19 protein-coding genes are annotated in these 17,604 nt (G+C 34.6%); 14 read left to right on the top strand and 5 right to left on the bottom strand.

Features of this window, described 5'->3' with window-relative positions:
• Positions 1–302 precede the first annotated feature (302 nt).
• The 9 genes from FTRAC_RS15345 (at position 303) to FTRAC_RS15385 (ending at position 7,215) form a co-directional block, all read left to right on the top strand.
• Positions 303–785, top strand: coding sequence for a hypothetical protein (locus FTRAC_RS15345; protein WP_013455187.1), 483 nt, complete (start codon positions 303–305; stop codon positions 783–785).
• Between the two features lie 314 nt (positions 786–1,099).
• Positions 1,100–1,660 (top strand): hypothetical protein, encoded by a 561-nt coding sequence (locus FTRAC_RS15350; RefSeq protein WP_013455188.1) that lies wholly within the window; start codon positions 1,100–1,102, stop codon positions 1,658–1,660.
• Positions 1,661–1,914: 254 nt separating this feature from the next.
• Positions 1,915–2,553 (top strand): hypothetical protein, encoded by a 639-nt coding sequence (locus FTRAC_RS15355; RefSeq protein WP_013455189.1) that lies wholly within the window; start codon positions 1,915–1,917, stop codon positions 2,551–2,553.
• Positions 2,554–2,750: 197 nt separating this feature from the next.
• The gene (locus tag FTRAC_RS20030; protein WP_245545981.1) at positions 2,751–2,927 is read left to right on the top strand and encodes a DUF433 domain-containing protein; all 177 of its coding nucleotides are present in this window, start codon (positions 2,751–2,753) and stop codon (positions 2,925–2,927) included.
• A gap of 357 nt (positions 2,928–3,284) precedes the next feature.
• Positions 3,285–4,055, top strand: a complete 771-nt coding sequence (locus FTRAC_RS15365; RefSeq protein WP_013455190.1) for a hypothetical protein — start codon at positions 3,285–3,287, stop codon at positions 4,053–4,055.
• 597 nt (positions 4,056–4,652) lie between these two features.
• Positions 4,653–5,162: a MepB family protein gene (locus FTRAC_RS15370; protein ID WP_013455191.1), complete on the top strand. Its 510-nt coding sequence runs from the start codon at positions 4,653–4,655 to the stop codon at positions 5,160–5,162.
• A 97-nt stretch (positions 5,163–5,259) separates the two neighbouring features.
• Positions 5,260–5,844: an NAD(P)H-dependent oxidoreductase gene (locus FTRAC_RS15375; RefSeq protein ID WP_013455192.1), complete on the top strand. Its 585-nt coding sequence runs from the start codon at positions 5,260–5,262 to the stop codon at positions 5,842–5,844.
• A gap of 308 nt (positions 5,845–6,152) precedes the next feature.
• A complete protein-coding gene (locus FTRAC_RS15380) occupies positions 6,153–6,524 on the top strand; it encodes a VOC family protein (protein WP_013455193.1) in 372 nt (123 codons plus the stop codon).
• Between the two features lie 133 nt (positions 6,525–6,657).
• Complete coding sequence (locus tag FTRAC_RS15385) at positions 6,658–7,215, top strand: acyl-CoA thioesterase (protein WP_013455194.1); 558 nt, start codon at positions 6,658–6,660, stop codon at positions 7,213–7,215.
• A 43-nt stretch (positions 7,216–7,258) separates the two neighbouring features.
• Here FTRAC_RS15385 and FTRAC_RS19430 read toward each other — a convergent pair whose 3' ends face one another.
• Positions 7,259–7,669, bottom strand: coding sequence for a hypothetical protein (locus FTRAC_RS19430; RefSeq protein WP_013455195.1), 411 nt, complete (start codon positions 7,667–7,669; stop codon positions 7,259–7,261).
• Positions 7,670–7,819: 150 nt separating this feature from the next.
• Here FTRAC_RS19430 and FTRAC_RS15395 point away from each other — a divergent pair, with 150 nt between their 5' ends.
• Positions 7,820–8,206 carry a hypothetical protein gene (locus tag FTRAC_RS15395; RefSeq protein WP_013455196.1) on the top strand — a complete coding sequence of 129 codons (387 nt, stop codon included), beginning with the start codon at positions 7,820–7,822 and terminating at the stop codon, positions 8,204–8,206.
• 6 nt (positions 8,207–8,212) lie between these two features.
• Here FTRAC_RS15395 and FTRAC_RS15400 read toward each other — a convergent pair whose 3' ends face one another.
• Both FTRAC_RS15400 and asnB read right to left on the bottom strand, forming a co-directional pair.
• Positions 8,213–9,076 carry a flavin reductase family protein gene (locus tag FTRAC_RS15400; protein WP_013455197.1) on the bottom strand — a complete coding sequence of 288 codons (864 nt, stop codon included), beginning with the start codon at positions 9,074–9,076 and terminating at the stop codon, positions 8,213–8,215.
• A gap of 405 nt (positions 9,077–9,481) precedes the next feature.
• Positions 9,482–11,308: an asparagine synthase (glutamine-hydrolyzing) gene (gene asnB, locus FTRAC_RS15405; RefSeq protein ID WP_013455198.1), complete on the bottom strand. Its 1,827-nt coding sequence runs from the start codon at positions 11,306–11,308 to the stop codon at positions 9,482–9,484.
• A 589-nt stretch (positions 11,309–11,897) separates the two neighbouring features.
• Here asnB and FTRAC_RS15410 point away from each other — a divergent pair.
• Entirely contained in the window at positions 11,898–12,968 is a 1,071-nt protein-coding gene (locus FTRAC_RS15410; protein ID WP_013452716.1) for an IS110 family RNA-guided transposase, read from the top strand.
• 96 nt (positions 12,969–13,064) lie between these two features.
• On the opposite strand, the gene FTRAC_RS15415 is transcribed toward FTRAC_RS15410, so the two are convergent.
• The gene (locus FTRAC_RS15415; protein ID WP_013455199.1) at positions 13,065–13,793 is read right to left on the bottom strand and encodes an NUDIX hydrolase; all 729 of its coding nucleotides are present in this window, start codon (positions 13,791–13,793) and stop codon (positions 13,065–13,067) included.
• Between the two features lie 93 nt (positions 13,794–13,886).
• Here FTRAC_RS15415 and pfkA point away from each other — a divergent pair, with 93 nt between their 5' ends.
• From pfkA to FTRAC_RS15430, 3 genes are read left to right on the top strand one after another with little or no spacing between them, the layout of a single operon-like run.
• On the top strand, positions 13,887–14,867 hold the full coding sequence (gene pfkA, locus FTRAC_RS15420; RefSeq protein WP_013455200.1) for a 6-phosphofructokinase: 981 nt from the start codon (positions 13,887–13,889) through the stop codon (positions 14,865–14,867).
• A 3-nt stretch (positions 14,868–14,870) separates the two neighbouring features.
• Positions 14,871–15,728 carry an N-acetylglucosamine kinase gene (locus FTRAC_RS15425; protein ID WP_013455201.1) on the top strand — a complete coding sequence of 286 codons (858 nt, stop codon included), beginning with the start codon at positions 14,871–14,873 and terminating at the stop codon, positions 15,726–15,728.
• Between the two features lie 49 nt (positions 15,729–15,777).
• A complete protein-coding gene (locus FTRAC_RS15430) occupies positions 15,778–16,758 on the top strand; it encodes an ROK family protein (protein ID WP_013455202.1) in 981 nt (326 codons plus the stop codon).
• Between the two features lie 2 nt (positions 16,759–16,760).
• On the opposite strand, the gene FTRAC_RS15435 is transcribed toward FTRAC_RS15430, so the two are convergent.
• Positions 16,761–17,522: a hypothetical protein gene (locus FTRAC_RS15435; protein WP_013455203.1), complete on the bottom strand. Its 762-nt coding sequence runs from the start codon at positions 17,520–17,522 to the stop codon at positions 16,761–16,763.
• Positions 17,523–17,604: the final 82 nt, after the last annotated feature.

A 17,604-nucleotide genomic window follows, 5' to 3' on the forward strand; every position in this document is an offset into this window, starting at 1 on the left:
CAGGAAGCTGAAAAATAACCTAGGGAGCAATAATGTTTTGCAGGAAGTGTAAATAAGAATCAGGATGGAATATTATTTTGTTGAGAATGTGGATTTAAATGTGTGGGTGCCGTCCTGAAATAAATTGAAAGCTTTGACAAAAGCGGTTTTGTAGCAAATGCTTTTAAAAATATTAGAAATCCTTTAGATTGCCAGACATAATAGATATATAGTCACCAGGGGGTGACTATATTAATTTGTTAGCGGTAATTGAAGCTACGGTTAGAACTTCAAAGACACTTAAAAGCGGTGTATAGAATGCAATGGAAAAGCAATACAAAATTAAAGATATCTACGAAAACTACTTAAAACAGAAAGACCTAAGCCGTGTTTTCACAATAACATTCTTCATATATTTATTTCTTATCCTTTTAATCATATTGAGCGGTGATTTTTCATTGAAATTCTTCTTGTTTTCTTTAATTTATTTTGTGTTAGTAGGGATTGGCCTCCTTGGAAGATATTATACCATTTCCTCTCCAGATAATACAATAATACTCCTAAAGGAAAATCATATTATTCGCAAGGGTAAAGGATTAAGAACAGTTAAAATGAATTTTGAAGACATTGCAGACTTTAGACGAGTTAAATATGGCATTATTCTGTTCGATGATAAAATATCAAGTAAACTTAAGTACCATTTCTATGGTCACGCCATTACACAAGATTCTGGAATTCTATTCATTCCCGAAACTATTGAGGGCTATGAAGAGATTAAAGAATATATAATGAATAAGATTAATTAATTTTTCGTTAAATTGATAGAAAGCATCAGAAATACGAATACCGCTAACAATGTATAAAAACCCATTTGCTCACCACCTTGTAGCCACTTGTCTGCTAAATAGCCCGTAATTTATGCTTGCTTTTCATAGCTAGCAACCAAAGATAGTGCTTTGGTCAAGTGTAGTGCTTGATTATTCTAAGATTTTGCAATTAATGAAGTATATCAGTTTGTGGAGAAAGCATAAATTACTACTTTCAGTATTTCATAGCCTAGTATAGCAACGGGTTTTATACAGGCGTTAGCATTAATTTCCAGCAGAATTAAATCATCACTTTGGAATCAAAATTCAAAACAAACCTAATAATTCTATCTAAGAAAGGATCCAAATTAGGATGCTTTTTTGCCATTGTCATTTTCGTCCCTGGGATTATTGGAATAGTTTCCCAAAACTCATTGCTAATTTTATTAGGGTTCGCTGGGATATTATTAATTGTGCTTATTCAAATTATTACCAGAAATAAACATAGTACGACAAATAATATTCAAACATCCGAATTTATCGAGTTCGACCAAGCATCTTTAACAATTTATAAAAATCAGCAAGTCAATAGATTTAATTGGACAGACATGCATGATATAGTTATAAGGATTCACGATTTTAAAGGAGAGGTATCCAGAGCTTCAGGTGAAATTTTAAATACTAGTCATGGAACCTTAAACTACATTTCTTTCAATCTCATTTCTGAAGAACATAGATATCATTTTTATTTAAAAGATTCCCAGGATAAAGAAGCCTTAATCAATTTAATTGAAAACAGTTTGAGACCAATTCTTACACAATCTAAGAGATTAAAAACATTGAATATAAGAGCTACTGATAGCTTCTATAATTAATAATGCTAACATGATATAAAACCCATTTGCTTACCACCTTGTAGAGAATTGAGTGCTAAATAGCCCGTAATTTATGCTTGCTTTTCATAGCTGGCAACCAAAGATAGTGCGCTGGGCAAGTATGGCGCTTAATTATTCCAAGCTTTTGCAATTAATGAAGTGTATCAGTTTGTGGAGAAAGCATAAATTACTACTTTCAGTATTTCATAGCCTAGTATAGCAAACGGGTTTTATACAGGCGTTAGGTTTTATTTATGAGCCAGAAATTAGAGAAAAATATCACCAAAGTATTTCATGTGGCTTTATTAGCATCCTTCCTTACTATTGCTATTCCAATAGTTTTTGCTCTTATAACTAATTACAATCAACCAACTGTAATCATCTGGTACATCGGATACGCAAACCTTTTTGTTCTATGGCCATTGATTATACTATCTCTCATTGGATCGGTTATTCTAAACTTTAAATATCATGGCTTATCTAGAGGAACCGAGAAATCCTCAGTAAGAGTAATAACTGTGATTTTGGCAGTAGCGCTAGTTTACTTAGGAACTAATGAACTTAAATTCCAAAACAACCGATTGGACGTGACCTTTAAAAACAACACATCTAAAATTATTAAGCATATTAGGTTATTTGGCAGAGGCGCGCTCACTGAACTTGATTCATTAGCGCCCAATTCTGACACAACTGTAATTTTCAGAGGTAAATCAATTCTACGGAAGATTGATAACGACTATGAAAATGAAGTAACTCTTCTTTATTACACCGATTCAACACATTTCAGACAACCAATCCTTCAAGGTTTTGGAAGATGGAGAGTATTTAACGGACCCTTTCAACTTAACTTCTATGGTCCTGATTCTGTTGAATTAAATTACTTGGAAAAATGACAAAACCTAACATCCTGTATAAATCATGGCTGTTTGTAGGTTAATGTGACTTCAGCTCTTTGTAGAAAGCCCGGCAATCCGTAGGATTGCCTTATTGGTGAGACTTAATTTAATAAGCCAATCCTGCGGATTGCCTCGGTAGTTAACGCAAATTTTTATACTTTTAATCAGCCACGAATTTATACAGGTTGGTAAGCATGGGGGCGAACGAAGAAATAAGAAATTTCGTACCTTTGAATATGGAATGGAGAAAACACATAATAGCTGATGAAACTGTACTGCCTGGGAGGCCTACTGTAAAAGGAACTTGCATATCTGTTGAGCATACGCATTGGACTCCTTACTCAAGGATGGACAGAACAACGAATTCTTGAAAATGATCCTCGAATAAATCAAGAATCACTTCAAGCTGTTTTTTCTTACATTCAGGAATGCTTAAAGGACGGACTTTTATACATTAATTCTTAAATTCACCCAACTTGAAGTATCTAGCTAATGAGAATGTGCCATTCTCCAGTTTCACCCAGGCCTACTACAGTATTTCGATAGCGTCCATTTAAATCCTAATGATTCTTAGAAGGAAATATTTAACGAAAAAAGGGTAAAGAGCTTTTAAATATTAACTCGCTAATAAAGTTACACAATCTAGCCTCGTTACATAATATGCCGGCCAGTACTATAAAAAGAGAAAACACTATTCTCTTCTTGAGTTAATTTTCGTAGTTTGTAACATGAATTGGATTCCAACTATACCTTTCATTTGCCTACTTCTCTCAAGCTCTATTGCAGATGCACAGGAAAAAGAATTAGCGGTTGATCCTGATTTGGCCAAAAATGCGGAAAAATATGAGGTAAAATATAAAGCTTATAGGGTTGGAAGTATGCCTAGGTACCGATTTGGTTCTTTCAAAGTGGTAGCAGGAAAAGCAGGATGGACACAGACTTCACGGCTTTCTAAAATATGGAGTACCGAGGTCAAATTACTTAGTGAAAATAAATCTCATTTTAACCTAGTCAATGGCCAGGGAGACACCGCACGGGTAAGCACCTTTTTTTATGTTAGCACTCAATATGAGGAAAGTATAACGCTCTTTTCATCCTCTTTTATCAATTTAGCCATTGGTGAGGACGGAAATTTTAAAGAAGAGGCGCTTTTTACGGCAAGTATATCCTTGGATTCAGTTCATGATGAATGGTTATTACGCTTGAATGCTGTCGAAAATGAATCGCAGTATATAGAAACATACAGCCTACTAACGAATGGAGTCCGCAAAATAGTCTTAAAACACATTTATACTGATTTTAAAAAAGGTTTTTTCAATGCGCCTGCCCTTGGTTATGAATTTTGGGAAGCAGGTGAGGCTATAGGAGCAGTCAAGTATTTCCCTGGTAAGATGGGCTATAATGCAGTCTGGTTAAGGAAAAAAATATCTGAAGATGAGAAATTACTTTTGGCAGCTGCTGCTACAACGATTCTATTTTTGAAAAGTACGAATGATTGATACATCAAGAGGTAGCTATGTAGCATAAGTTCATTATTGAAAAATATGATGCTTTAAAGATTACGATGGCTCAAAGGAGCTTCTAAAAGTGCGGGATCTGCATGGGGAGATTATTAGGTTTATTTATCGAATTGCACTGCAAAAATCTCCTTCCTTTTTGACCCACAGCAACAAGTAATTATGTGTTTGCTCCAGACAATTCATCATTTCTTCGTTGGTGTTTTCATCAACCAGTAATCTTTATCCACTTTCACACTTCCTTCTGCTTCCGATTTAAAGGCTCAACATAGATGGGTAAGGTAAAGAGACATCGTTTACAAAAGTTAAAGGGACATGGTTTACACTTTTTAAGCAGTAATTTGATTTAAAAATCAGATTGTTATTCCTTGGAAGATCAACAAATACTGGGTAACTATCTTAAAGCATCGGATGAATCTCGTAAAGCTATTTACTCATAAACTTAAGAGCTAAACGGATAGGCTGTTAAAACCGAATGATTAACTAGCTATTGTTCAAATTATATTGACCTACAAATAATGCACTATTTCAAATAAAACGGAATTTAGAGTATATTCGCAATTAGTCAGAAAAGAACCAATGAACCACAACCTAGAATCTATCAAAAACAGCATTTACGATAAATGTGGTTTTCAACTTTCAGATTTTAAAACCGAGAAAGAAAGCGAAGATTATGACGCTTGTGGGTTTAAATTGAATGAGTTAAATGTTATCAGTAGAAGTGCAAAATTAACACCCAAGAAAGCAGGTCAATTTGTTACTTTTTGGAAGCGATGTGGGAATGGGCCTATAGAACCTTATCATGAAACTGATCCATTTGATTTACTCGTAGTGAATGTTAAGGCTGGAGATAACTCCGGACAATTTGTTTTTCCTAAATCAGTACTAATTGAAAAAGAGATAATTTCCTCAAGCAAAAAAGGAGGTAAAAGAGCGATTCGGGTTTATCCTATTTGGGATGTAGCTAAAAGTAAACAAGCTGAACGAACTCAAAAATGGCAACTTAAATATTTTTATGAAATTGGAGAGACAGCTGACATTGAAAAGGTCAAAGGCTTATATGGTTTAAAAAACTATATCAATTCTTAAGAATTCAACGTACTGAGGTCTAGATTTAAACCTTATCAAACTGAGCAAATACTAAGTTTAAGTTTTGATTACAAGCACTCAAAAAAACATCAACTAAATGAACCAAAAGAAAATTCTACTTATAAACGGGCACCCTGATGAGGAAAGCTTCAATTTTGGCTTGTCACAAGCGTATAAAACAGGTGTGGAAAGATCAGGTGCTGAACTTCGAGAAATTAAAATTAGAGAGTTAGATTTTAATCCTAATCTGAAATTTGGATACCGAAAAAGAACTGAGCTAGAACCCGATTTATTAGAAGCTCAAATCAACTTAAAATGGGCTGATCATATAGTCTGGGTTTATCCAGTCTGGTGGGGTTCAGTCCCTGCAATTATGAAGGGCTTTCTGGATCGTGTTTTGTTGCCAGGTTTTGCATTCAAAATTAGAGAAGACTCTCTGTGGTGGGATAAGTATTTAAAAGGAAAGACATCAAGATTGATTTGTACCATGGATCAACCAGCTTGGTATTATTCAATTTATAATGGGGCTCCAAGCCATAAGGCTATGAAAAAATTGACTATGGAATTTGTAGGTGTGAGGTCAGTGAAAATAACATCAATAGGGCCTATAAAACAATCTTCTGAAAAATTCAGAGCTAAATGGCTGAGGAAAGTGGAGCAATTAGGAGAGAAAAACAAATAGTTCTACGGGTTTAAAAGTGAGGCTTAGGAAACCTATTGATTATTTCAAGGCAATGCTAAAGTTCATCTGAGTATTTAACAATTAGAATAGCAAGAGACTTGGGTTTTAGTATGTTTTATAGCAAAAAGTCTGATTTTGCTTATCTATTCCAACTTGACACACTGAAAATGAAAATCTTATAAAGCATATTTTATCGGTTCAGATTTTCTCTTATTCTTCTAAAGTCTCCTTTCATTTTAGGCATTATATTAATGTTATAATTCCAGATTTTTTAGCTAAATTAATTTCGTAAACATAAAACTAGGACTATGAAATTAGGAGCATTTTCAGTGAGTTTAGCAGTTAAAGATATTAAATTATCGAAAGCATTTTATGAGAAATTAGGTTTCTCTGTATTGAGTGGGGATTTAGAGAAGAATTATCTTATCATGAAAAATGAGGATTCTTTAATTGGCTTGTTTCAAGGCATGTTTGAAAATAATATTTTGACCTTTAATCCTGGATGGGACACTAATGGTAACGAAATTGAAAGTTATGATGATGTAAGAACAATAGAGCAAGATTTAGAAAGTAAAGGAGTTCAGTTTGACCAGAAAACCGAAGCTGGTGAAAGCGGACCTGCTCATTTTGTTATTACTGATCCGGATGGAAATACGATTTTGGTGGATCAGCATATTTGATTTTAACCATGGCATAACATAATGTCTGTTCTATATTGATTTTCTATGCTGAAATTTTGGGATGTGCTGCGTTTAGATTTTTCCTTTGCATATATTTATTCATTAAAATAGTAATCCTAACAATCTTTAAACCATGAAAGCTAAATCTGCTGAAAATTCAAGAACAACCATCACGGAATTGATGATTCCTTCTTATGCCAATTTCGGAGGTAAAATTCATGGTGGTATCCTTCTTTCTTTAATGGATAAGGTTGCATATGCAACGGCTACCAAGCATAGTGGCGCTTATTGTGTGACAGTATCAGTTGATAATGTAGATTTCCTTCAGCCAGTGGAGGTAGGGGAATTAGTTTCGATGATGGCATCAGTAAATTATGTAGGTAATTCCAGTATGGTTATTGGTATTAAAGTGATAGCAGAAAATGTGAAAACTGGCTTGGTAAAGCACACCAATACCAGTTATTTTACTATGGTGGCTAAAAATGATGATGGCGGTCTAATGACTGTTCCCTCGCTAATTTTAAATACGAAAGATGATGTGAGGCGATTTGCAGAAGCCGTTAAAAGAAAACAATTAAGAAAGGGCTATCAAGAACAAATGGAAGCAGAAAAGTCAGCTTTCACTTTTGAAAAGCAAAAGGAATTAATTTCAAATCAGCGGTGCGAAGTTCATATTAAAGAAAAAAAGTAAGCCTTTTATATTTTGAAAAGCTTACTTTTTCAGATTTGCTTGTTTATGCTTGTTTCGATTTCAACCATTCTTTGGCTTCTTCAACGGTCTTAAATGTTGCCATTTCCAAATGTCCGCCTATGTTCATGTTTAATTCTTTGGCAGACATTTCTGAAAAAGTGTTTTGAGATACTACGTGAGCGTAATATTTAAGTCCGGCTTCAATAACTTTAGGAATCAATACTGATTCAATCCAATCCATCGCTTGAGTCCACGGACCTGTTGATTTACTGTCATCATTTAACAAATACGGACATTTTGTTTTTTTAACTAAATCAGTAAAATCTAGGCCCCAGCTTTTTATGGCGTCAACATTGGCATAACCTTCCCAATCGCAAAAAATCCAATTATTCTCTTCCTGATACTCTGTCTTACATATAACTCTGTCAAGGTTGTTTTTGGTATTAAATTTCATTTCAATAAAGTAGTTTTAAAGTTTAACATAGGTTTAATTTAATATTTAAAACAAATAAACTAAAATATTAAGAACCATAAAGTTTATATTTGATTCGTTTAATACATAAGTGGTAAATTTTTTCAATTCCAACTAATTAAGAAAATACATATGAGAAAGATAATTTTAATGATTTCGGCAGTTGTTATTGGATTGATATTCTACTCCTTGTTTGAAACCGAAAATATTAATTCACTGGAAGGTAATTTCAAGGAACTGGCCTTCGAAAGAAATAAAAATAACACAGGCCCAGTTCATCGAGTATATGTATATTCCATTGAAGATACTTTGTGGTCAGAAATGAAGAAGCATGCAGATTTATTACCTCATACCAAATATGGAACCACCGAGGTTTTCTATTTTTTGGAAAATAGTGTTTCAGATTTCCAACTTACCCTTAGCATAAAAGGAGTCAATCTGGAAGCCCATCCCTACTGCATAGCTTATGCTGTTAAAGATGGTCAATCTAGATTAAAGTTCGATCAGGATCCTTTCTAAAGTTATTTAGGGTTTCAATAGAACTTTCCAGGCTTCCATTACTTTGTTTTCTTCCAGTAATTGATGAGCTATTTTATGCAAATCATCTTTATCGTTTTTATCGCATGTAACAGAGATTAAAAGCCCTTCTAATTCTGAAGCTTCAGGAATTTTCTCTACATTACCTAATTTCCCTAAGTCATTCCCTGATAAGACGTCACTGTTTTTTATCTCTTCAGGCAAAGCATCCACTCCAATTCCAAGTTTTTGCAACGGTTTTTCTACTTCAAAAAGTGCTTTCTTAGAACGGCTATACCAATTCCCTCCTAATCTTCCTATAGGATCCAATTTGAAAGGATCAATTTTGCCATTTTCATCTAAAATTTCTTCATTGAGATGGATATGGATTACCTCACAGATCACGAGATTACCGGCCCCACCATCTTTTCCCGTTTCTATCACTTGCTTTACTTTACATTCAAAGGCAACAGGCGATTCAGCAACTCTAGGAGGCTTAACTTTAGTTGATTTAGCTTCTGTAAAACCTGCTTTCACAAATTCGTTAACCCCTTTATCATATTCAGTAGAAGCCAATGACATTTGTTCTACCATAGGGTAATTAGCAATATTGATCACTACTTCAGCCACCTCTTTCACATTTTCATAAGAATGTTTTGTGGTATTATCTCTGCCTCTTCTGGCTGGCGAGAAGATTAAAGTCGGTGGATTCGACCCAAAAACGTTAAAGAAACTAAATGGACTTAAATTTACTTTCCCTTCTTTGTCGATTGTGCTTGCAAAAGCGATAGGTCTAGGGGCGATAGCTCCTAATAATATGCCATGCAATTCCGGGGTTTTGATGGATTTCGGATCAAATTCTTTGTAACTCATACTCGAATTTTGCTAAAGTTTTCTGAATATTCAAATGTTTTATGATTAGTCGATCGCTCAAATTAACAAAACTAAGTTTTATTAAGCTTTATCCCATAATCCTTCTCTCCACTGCTATAAAATCAAAACATTTTTTCACCACAAAAGGAAACGAATACAAAAAGTAGCCAAAGGCTACTATCACTTTAACCACAAAACCTGTCCCGTACTGTTAAGTCGGGAGTCAAACTCAAATTAGTAAAAATTGGTCAACAGCTTTAGCTGTTACTTTGTGTACTTTGTGAAAATTCCAAGAGAATCATTGTGGTTAAATAAAAACAGCCTAAGGCTGTCCTTTGTGGTTAAAATTTAAAAGTTGATTACTTATTCCCGAAGGAAAAGGAGAATTGCTTAATCTCAAGAATTTTAGTTGTGCTCTTGAAGCCACATTTCGAGAACTAACAAGGCATAAATCATATAATCAGTATTCCTTTCCTGATATTTTACACCCTTCATCAACATCATGATTTCAGTATAATTAATATAGTTATAGATTTTAGCTTGAGGATTATAAAGCAAATCTTTCAATAGCTCTTTAAAATCATGTTTTAGCCAATTATCCAGTGGTGCTTCAAAAGAAGTCTTTGTTGCTTGTGTTACTGATGAAGGTAATTTATTGCTATAGATTGATTTTAGTAAATGTTTTCTGCTAAAGCCTGAAATTCTGAATGAGTCAGGTAACTGATTTGTGATTTCGAATAATTGATGATCTAAAAATGGCGATCGAGATTCTATCGAATAGGCCATACTTGCCCGATCCATTTTTGCTAAAATGCCCGAAAGCAAATTGAAATTTCTATCCCAATTCATTAATTGGTCAAGGCTTGAAATTTCGTGCTTAAAATGTTTTTTTAACAGATCTAAAGAGGAGGTCTTGGCTTCATTTGGGTCGTTCCAGAAAGATGAAATATCAGCGTCCTGAAACATATCAGTTGTGTATAATAAATATCGTTCAGAAGCGGGTAATGCTGAAATTCTCGAAATTCTATTTAGAAAGCCCAGTTTTGATCGCCTCTTTCCAATTGGAAGAAGAGATTGTAAATATTTTGTAAAGGCTAAATAGTGAATGTTTTTAGCGGTAAAATATCTTCTATAACCCCCGAAAAGTTCATCTCCTCCATCTCCATTGAGCATTACTTTAACATGCTGAGAAGCTGCTTCTGCTATTGCTAAATTGGGTAGAGCACTACTGTCAGCCAATGGTTGGTCAAAAGTCCTGATTGATTTTTCGAGTATTGATAAGGGACTTTTATCAATTTTTATCATCTGGTGGTTTAAGCCAAATTGGTTGGCTGTTTCTTTAGCGATTTTGCTTTCATTTTGCGTGGTTTGAAATGGATATTCCACCGTAAATGCCTGAAGGTTTTGCTCATGTTTAGAAGCTTCATAGGCAATTACTGAGCTGTCCCAACCTCCAGATAAAAACAAACCTTTTTTAACATCTGCCCTTAATCTTATTCTGACTGAATCTTCAATTGCAAGCTGTGTTTTTTTCTTTGCTTGGTCAAATGAGATATTCTCTTTTGGTAAATATTGATGTTGCCAATATGCTTCGGTAATTGCTTTTCCATTTTTATATTTTAAGTAATGAGCAGGAGGAAGGGCAAAAACATTTTTATAGATTGTTGAGGGCTCTGGAATATTGGAGAAACACAAATAATGAAATATCGCATTTTTGTTAATTATTGCTTTAATATCAATTAATTCCATTAAGCGTTTCAAACTCTTTAGCTCAGATGCAAAAAGCAGATAGTTTTCATCTTGGTAATAATATAAAGGCTTTTGGCCCATTCTGTCCCTAGCCAACAATACACTATCTTCCTTTTCATCGTAAAATGCAAAGGCAAACATTCCCCTCAACGATTCTAGTGCGCCCTGAACTCCAGCTTTTAAAATAAGTTGAAAAAGAATTTCAGTATCGGATTGAGAATTGAAATCAATTGAATTAGAAATTTCAGCATAATTGTAAATAGCGCCATTGAAAGCCAAGTAATGTCCTAGGTTATCGCTAAGAGGCTGTTGTCCACTTTCAAGTCCGATGATTTTTAATCTTTGAGTGCCGAGGTTTGCCCGAGCGGTTTTGATAGAGTGGCTTTCATCTGGTCCGCGGTGAAGCATTAAATTGAGGGCACTGTCAAATTTATCTTTTTCCAAAGCACCATTTTTTGACCAAACCCCAGCTATGCCACACATAATTAAATCATTTAGGATATTTTAATTTACCGAAAATTAAATAAAACTATTCACATCTGATTAAATTTTCACTCTATTCCACCCTTTGTTTTCTCGAATGTTTACAGTCATAAAAAATAATAAACTGATTAATGTCAGACATTGCAAATGTCGGACATTAATCAGTTGGGTTATCGCAAAATATCTAACTGTGTCAATAAAATGTCCGACATAGACTAACTTTATCAATAAATATTAATTTCTAAGACTAGAAAAAGCAGATTGCAAAAATGGCTGGTTTAGTAGAATGTCTGACATAGACTAACCTTCTTTGTGAAACTTTGAGTTTAACTTAGATAATCTCGTATGTTCAAGAATTATTAAAAATATAAGTATTTTTAATAAAGCAATTAGGCAAAGTGAGAGCAGTATTTGTGAACAAACAAGCTAAGAGCTATGTTCTCGCAAAGATATTCCTCACTTTGTTTTTACTCTTTTTAAATTCCGAACCAGAATCAAAAGAATTTCATCAATTGAAATATCTTGTATTAACACGAGACAGGAGCCAGAAGAGTATCTTATTGCTATTGTGGAACTAAACTTTAAAGCCATGAAAGTACTTAGACAATGCTGTGGAATCGATGTTTCAATGGATGCTCTGGATGTTGTTTTGATGACCCTCCAAGAGGATTTTGAATTAAAAATTGTATCAAGTGGTCAGTTTGCCAATACCAAAAAGGATATTAAGAAATTGATGAATTGGGTTAAAAGACATCAACTTAATGATCTTCCTCTTCAAGTAGTCATGGAAGCAACAGGTGTTTATCATGAGCAATTGGCTTACGCGCTTTACGATAATGGTTTTGAACTTGCCGTTGTTCTGCCCAACAAAGTAGCTAATTATGGCCGTAGCACTGATGTGAGACGCATAGACGATAAAATCAGTGCAAGGCACATCGCTGAATTTGGGTTATTAAAAAAGATAGACAACTGGACAAAACCAGATGCCTCTTTATTGAAATTAAAAGGTCTGAGCAGAGAACGAGAGCAATTACTCAATGAAAGAACCAGGGCCAAGAACCAACAACATGCCAAAGAACACATGGCAGAAGTCGATAAGTTTACATTAAAAAGAGCCAAGCAACACATTAAGTTCTTGGATAAGCTGATTGACCAAGTAGAAACTCAAATGAAAGACATAGTCGATCAAACCCCATGGTTAAAAAAGAAAATTAATTACATATGCTCCCTAAAAGGAGTTGGCTTTATTACAGCAACCATTGTAATAGCAGAAACAAATGGCTTTAACCTTATCAGAAACAGCCGTCAATTGGTATGTTATGCCGGTTATGACATCAACAACAAACAATCTGGAACATCGGTTAACACCAAAGCTAGAATTTCCCACAAAGGAAATAAACATATTAGAAAAGCACTCTACTTCCCAGCATTAACGGCAGTCCAACATGATGAGCCATTAAGTAATTTTTATAACCGTCTGTTCGACAGACAAAAGATTAAAATGAAAAGCTATGTGGCCGTGCAAAGAAAATTGCTGATACTGATCTATACACTATGGAAAAAAGAAGAAAGATATAATCCAGAATATTGCAAAGATAAATTTTTATTAGAGCAGCCCCAAGAGGCCGCCCTAACCGAGCTGGATCAAGTCCGCTCTTGATTTGTTTTCCTAATTGTAAATTTAATGAAAAATCATTTGGTTTTCAACACAGAATCTTTGTGGTTAAAAAAGCATAGCCTTTGGCTATCAAAATTTTCAGAATAAAAACCACTGATCTTTAGCGAATTCTTCTTTATAAATCTCATCATCAAAACGATAATATTGAGCTGGTTTATGCGATACACCAGTTTCCTTCTCATTCATCGGTACTAAGAATCGGTTTCTCAACATCCGTTTCCTAAAATTTCTTTTATCCAATTCTTGGCCAACTATTGCTTCATAAAGCGTTTGCAATTGTCTTAAAGTGAATTTTTCAGGCAATAAAGAAAATGCTATAATAGGCTCTCTTTTTATTTTTTCTCTCAGCATAGCCCAACCTGTGTTGGCAATTTCATTATGATCAAAACCTAGCTTTTGAGGCTTTTCTATAGGATGCCACAGTACTTCTTCAGCAAAAGAAGAAGGTCGGTAGTCAAAGTCTTCAGTTTTCACTAGTGAGTTATAGGCAACGGTGATAACCCTGGCTTCTGGATGTTCCCTTATAGATTTTATCCATTCCACATCCACAGGATCTGATGTCCTGTCCGGTGAGCCAAAAGTTTTAAACTGCTCTAGGTATAAATTTTCCATGCCCGTAAGTTCGTAAAGAACACGGGCAGCAGCTACGTCCAGATCTTCACCCTTTTGGACTAAATCTCCAGGTAATGCGTAAACATTTTCTCTTTCTTGCTTTCTCTTTATCAATAAAATATTGATCTTTTCATCATCAAAGCCAAAAATGACGCAATCAACTGAAATATGCGGATTGTAATGGAATTCTGACATTTTTCTATTCAATTAGTATTGCAAAGATAATAAAATACTATTGGGTAAGTGTACGTATTACACTATCTTTGGCGGGCTGAACAATTTTTTTAGATGAATAAGATAAATCGAATAGGTGTTTTTACCTCTGGGGGTGATGCTCCAGGAATGAATGCTGCCATACGTGCTGTAGTAAGAGCAGGTATTTATTATAATAAAGAAATAGTAGGGATATATCGCGGATATGAAGGGATGATAGAAGGTGATTTTGAAGAAATGGATGTTCGCTCTGTGGCAAATATTTTGCAAAGAGGGGGTACTATGCTGAAATCAGCACGATCAAAAGAATTCAGAACACCAGAGGGTAGGAAAAAGGCCTTCGAGCAATTGAAAAAAAGTAATATTGATGCCTTAATTGGAATTGGTGGCGATGGTTCTTTTACAGGAATGCATCATTTGTATTTGGAACATGGTATGCCATATATTTGTATTCCGGGCACCATTGATAATGATATTCCCGGAACCGATTATACCATTGGTTATGATACAGCTACCAATACTGCAGTGGAGGCAATAGATAAAATCCGAGATACTGCCTTGTCGCACAACCGTTTGTTTTTTATTGAAGTGATGGGTCGTGATTCTGGTTATATTGCCATTAGTAGTGGAATTGCAGGAGGTGCGGTTTCCATTATTATTCCCGAAGAGGAAACATCCATTGACGAACTAGTGGAGAAATTAAATAAGGGTGGTAAAAAGAACAAAACTTCTAGTCTGGTAATTGTGGCAGAAGGCGGTAAGTCAGGTTCAGCCATGGAAATTGCCGAAAAAGTCAAAGAAAAATCTTCTTATTTTGACACAAAAGTGACTATATTAGGTCATCTTCAAAGAGGAGGCACACCTACCTATTTTGACAGGTTGTTGGCAAGTAAAATGGGCGTTGCTGCAATTGAAGGTTTAGATCAAGGAAAAACAGATGCCATGGTTGGCATTCGACATCATGATATAATATTTAATAAATTTGATGACATTATGAATCAGCCTAAAGATATCCATAAGGACGATTTACGAATTGCTAAAATCTTATCAATATAAATTATGATACTAATAGGTACCAGCGGTTCCACAAAATGCGATTGGCAATTAGTTGATGCCAACAAAACTTTAGTTAGAAAAAGTACTAAAGGCATGAATCCTTTCTTTATGGACGATGTAGCCATCAGTGACATTGCAAAATCGCTAGGCTCCGATATTCTAGATCGTAAATCAGAAATAGAAGTTGTTTATTATTTTGGTGCAGGTTGTTCAAGCAAGCATTTTGCTTCAATGGTGGAAAGAGGCTTGTCCATGGTTTTCAATAAATCTCATCTATATGTTAAAGAAGATATAGTAGCAGCAGCTTTTGCAACTTTTAATGGTGAGCCTTCCATCACTGCTTTAATGGGAACAGGTTCAAACGCTTGTCATTTTGATGGAGATATTGTTCGTCAGGAAGTAAGTGGAATGGATTTTATTTTAGGTGATGAAGGCAGTAGGAGTCATTTTGGAAAAATGCTCCTAAGTAAGTTTTTAAAGAAACAATTGCCACCTGAAATTGCTCGAGATTTAGAACAAGAATTCCGAATTGATAAAGAAGAGATCTTGCTAAATGTTTACATAAAACCTTATGCAAATGTTTATTTGAGCAGTTTTAGTCAGTTTATTAAGGAGCGTATTGATCATCCCTATCTTAAAGCGATGGTTAAGCAAAGCATTACCGAATTTGTTGAAACTTATATCTGCAGTATAAAAAATTACGAAAACCTTCCTGTCCATTTTGTTGGTTCTGTTCCTCACTTCTTTGAAGAAGTAGTAAATGAGGTGCTGGAAGAACATCAATTGATTAAAGGCATATTCGTAGAAGAACCAATAGATTTATTGGTCAGTTATTTAATTAAGAAACATTATAAAAATTGATATTGCTAGCTTATGAAATAGGCAGGGCAATTTTTAAATATTTAGTAGTATGAAAGTTAGCATTGGGATTGACATAGGGGGCACTGGAACAAAATTTGGAATTGTATCTTTAGATGGTAAGGTTTTATATCAAGGTGCTATTCCAACCCAAACGGAAGCAGTTTTTGCTGATTATATTCATTTGCTTTCAGATGAAATCCGTAAAGGTTTAGACCCAGAAAAACATCAATTAATTGGAATAGGAGTGGGAGCTCCAAATGCTAATTACCACAAAGGAACCATTGAACATGCACCTAATTTAAGATGGAAGGGCATTTTACCTCTAGCAAAAACTTTGGAAGATGAATTTGATGTGCCAACCGTTGTCACCAACGATGCCAATGCTGCTGCTGTAGGGGAAATGATATTTGGTGGTGCTAAAGGCATGAAAGATTTTATTGTGATCACGCTTGGGACTGGCCTAGGAGCTGGAATTGTAAGCAATGGTCAGTTAGTGAATGGTGCTAATGGATTTGCAGGCGAGCTGGGGCATACTACAGTGACTTACGGAAATGGTCGGTTTTGTGGCTGTGGAAAGCGTGGCTGTTTAGAAACTTATGTTTCTGCTACTGGGATTAAGAGAACTATTTACAAGCTTTTAGCGGATTATACTGAAGATAGTGCACTGAGGTCGGTAAGTTTTGATGAACTGAGTCCAGAAATGATTACAAAATATGCATTAAAGGGCGATATTATTGCTAAGCAGGCTTTTGAGTATACAGGAAGGATTTTAGGTACCAAGTTGGCTGATACGGTAATACATACTGATCCAGAGGCAATATTTATTTTTGGTGGTTTGTCACAAGCAGGCGATTTGATTTTCAATCCAGTAAAAGAGCATTTGGAATTAAACCTAATGCCAGTTTTTAAAGGTAGGGTAAGGGTGATTTCTTCACAATTACAAAATCAGTCTGCCCCTATTATTGGTGCCAGCAGTTTGATAGTTGATAAGCTTAAGAAAGATGAAATCTCCCTAATGGAAGGTAAGTAGTTTTATTTAGCCTCTCTGTTGAGGTAGTAGTTTTTTAGATTAAATATTTCTTGGTATTTATCCTTGTTATGATTATCAGTATTAAAGTTTAGGGAGTTACCATCAATGATCTTGGGAACGATTTTTTCGTAAATTAATTCTTCAGGTAGTTCTTTCGTCTCAATTTTTTGTTTGTCTTCATTTTTATTCTTGAAAACTTTTTCAAATTCCAATGAATTTAACCAGATGTCAAAACTGCATTTAATATTTTCATGATCTGATTTTAATTGAGTTTTGATATGGTTTTGACTTATTTTGCCATTTAAATTAGGAGTAAATGGTTTATATTTTTCTTCCAAAGCGAACCTCTTACCTAAGTTGATGTTATTTTCATTCATCAAGTTCTTAATCATTTCGAAAAGACCTTGTTGTTTTAGGTCCAGCAGCATTGAGTTAAAAACTTTTAGCTTCTGCCAATCTTCTTTAGGAGTTCCAGTTAGTGCCTCAAATGCTAAAAGCACTCTCAATCTTCTGCAGATTTCTAGTTTTATTTCGTTAAACATTCCATCCAGCTCTTTCTGAAAAGCTTCTTCTTTTCCAGCTAACTGCTTATTCTGATTCAGAATGTCCATGATGGTTTGGAATTTTACCTTTCCGTAAAATTCACTTTGATTGATTTCAGCATTTTCAAATTGGTTCAAAAATGCAATTATATCGTTAGGATTATTAGCCAATTTGAAATGAAAATCAAAATATAAAACAGCGTCACTTCTTACTGAAGACATAAATATTACCACTTTAAAAAGTTCTTAGGTTTGGCTGAAATGATATTAAGATTTACAAATCTTTACTCCATTGTTAACTACG

This window comes from Marivirga tractuosa DSM 4126, assembly GCF_000183425.1.
Lineage (GTDB): Bacteria > Bacteroidota > Bacteroidia > Cytophagales > Cyclobacteriaceae > Marivirga > Marivirga tractuosa.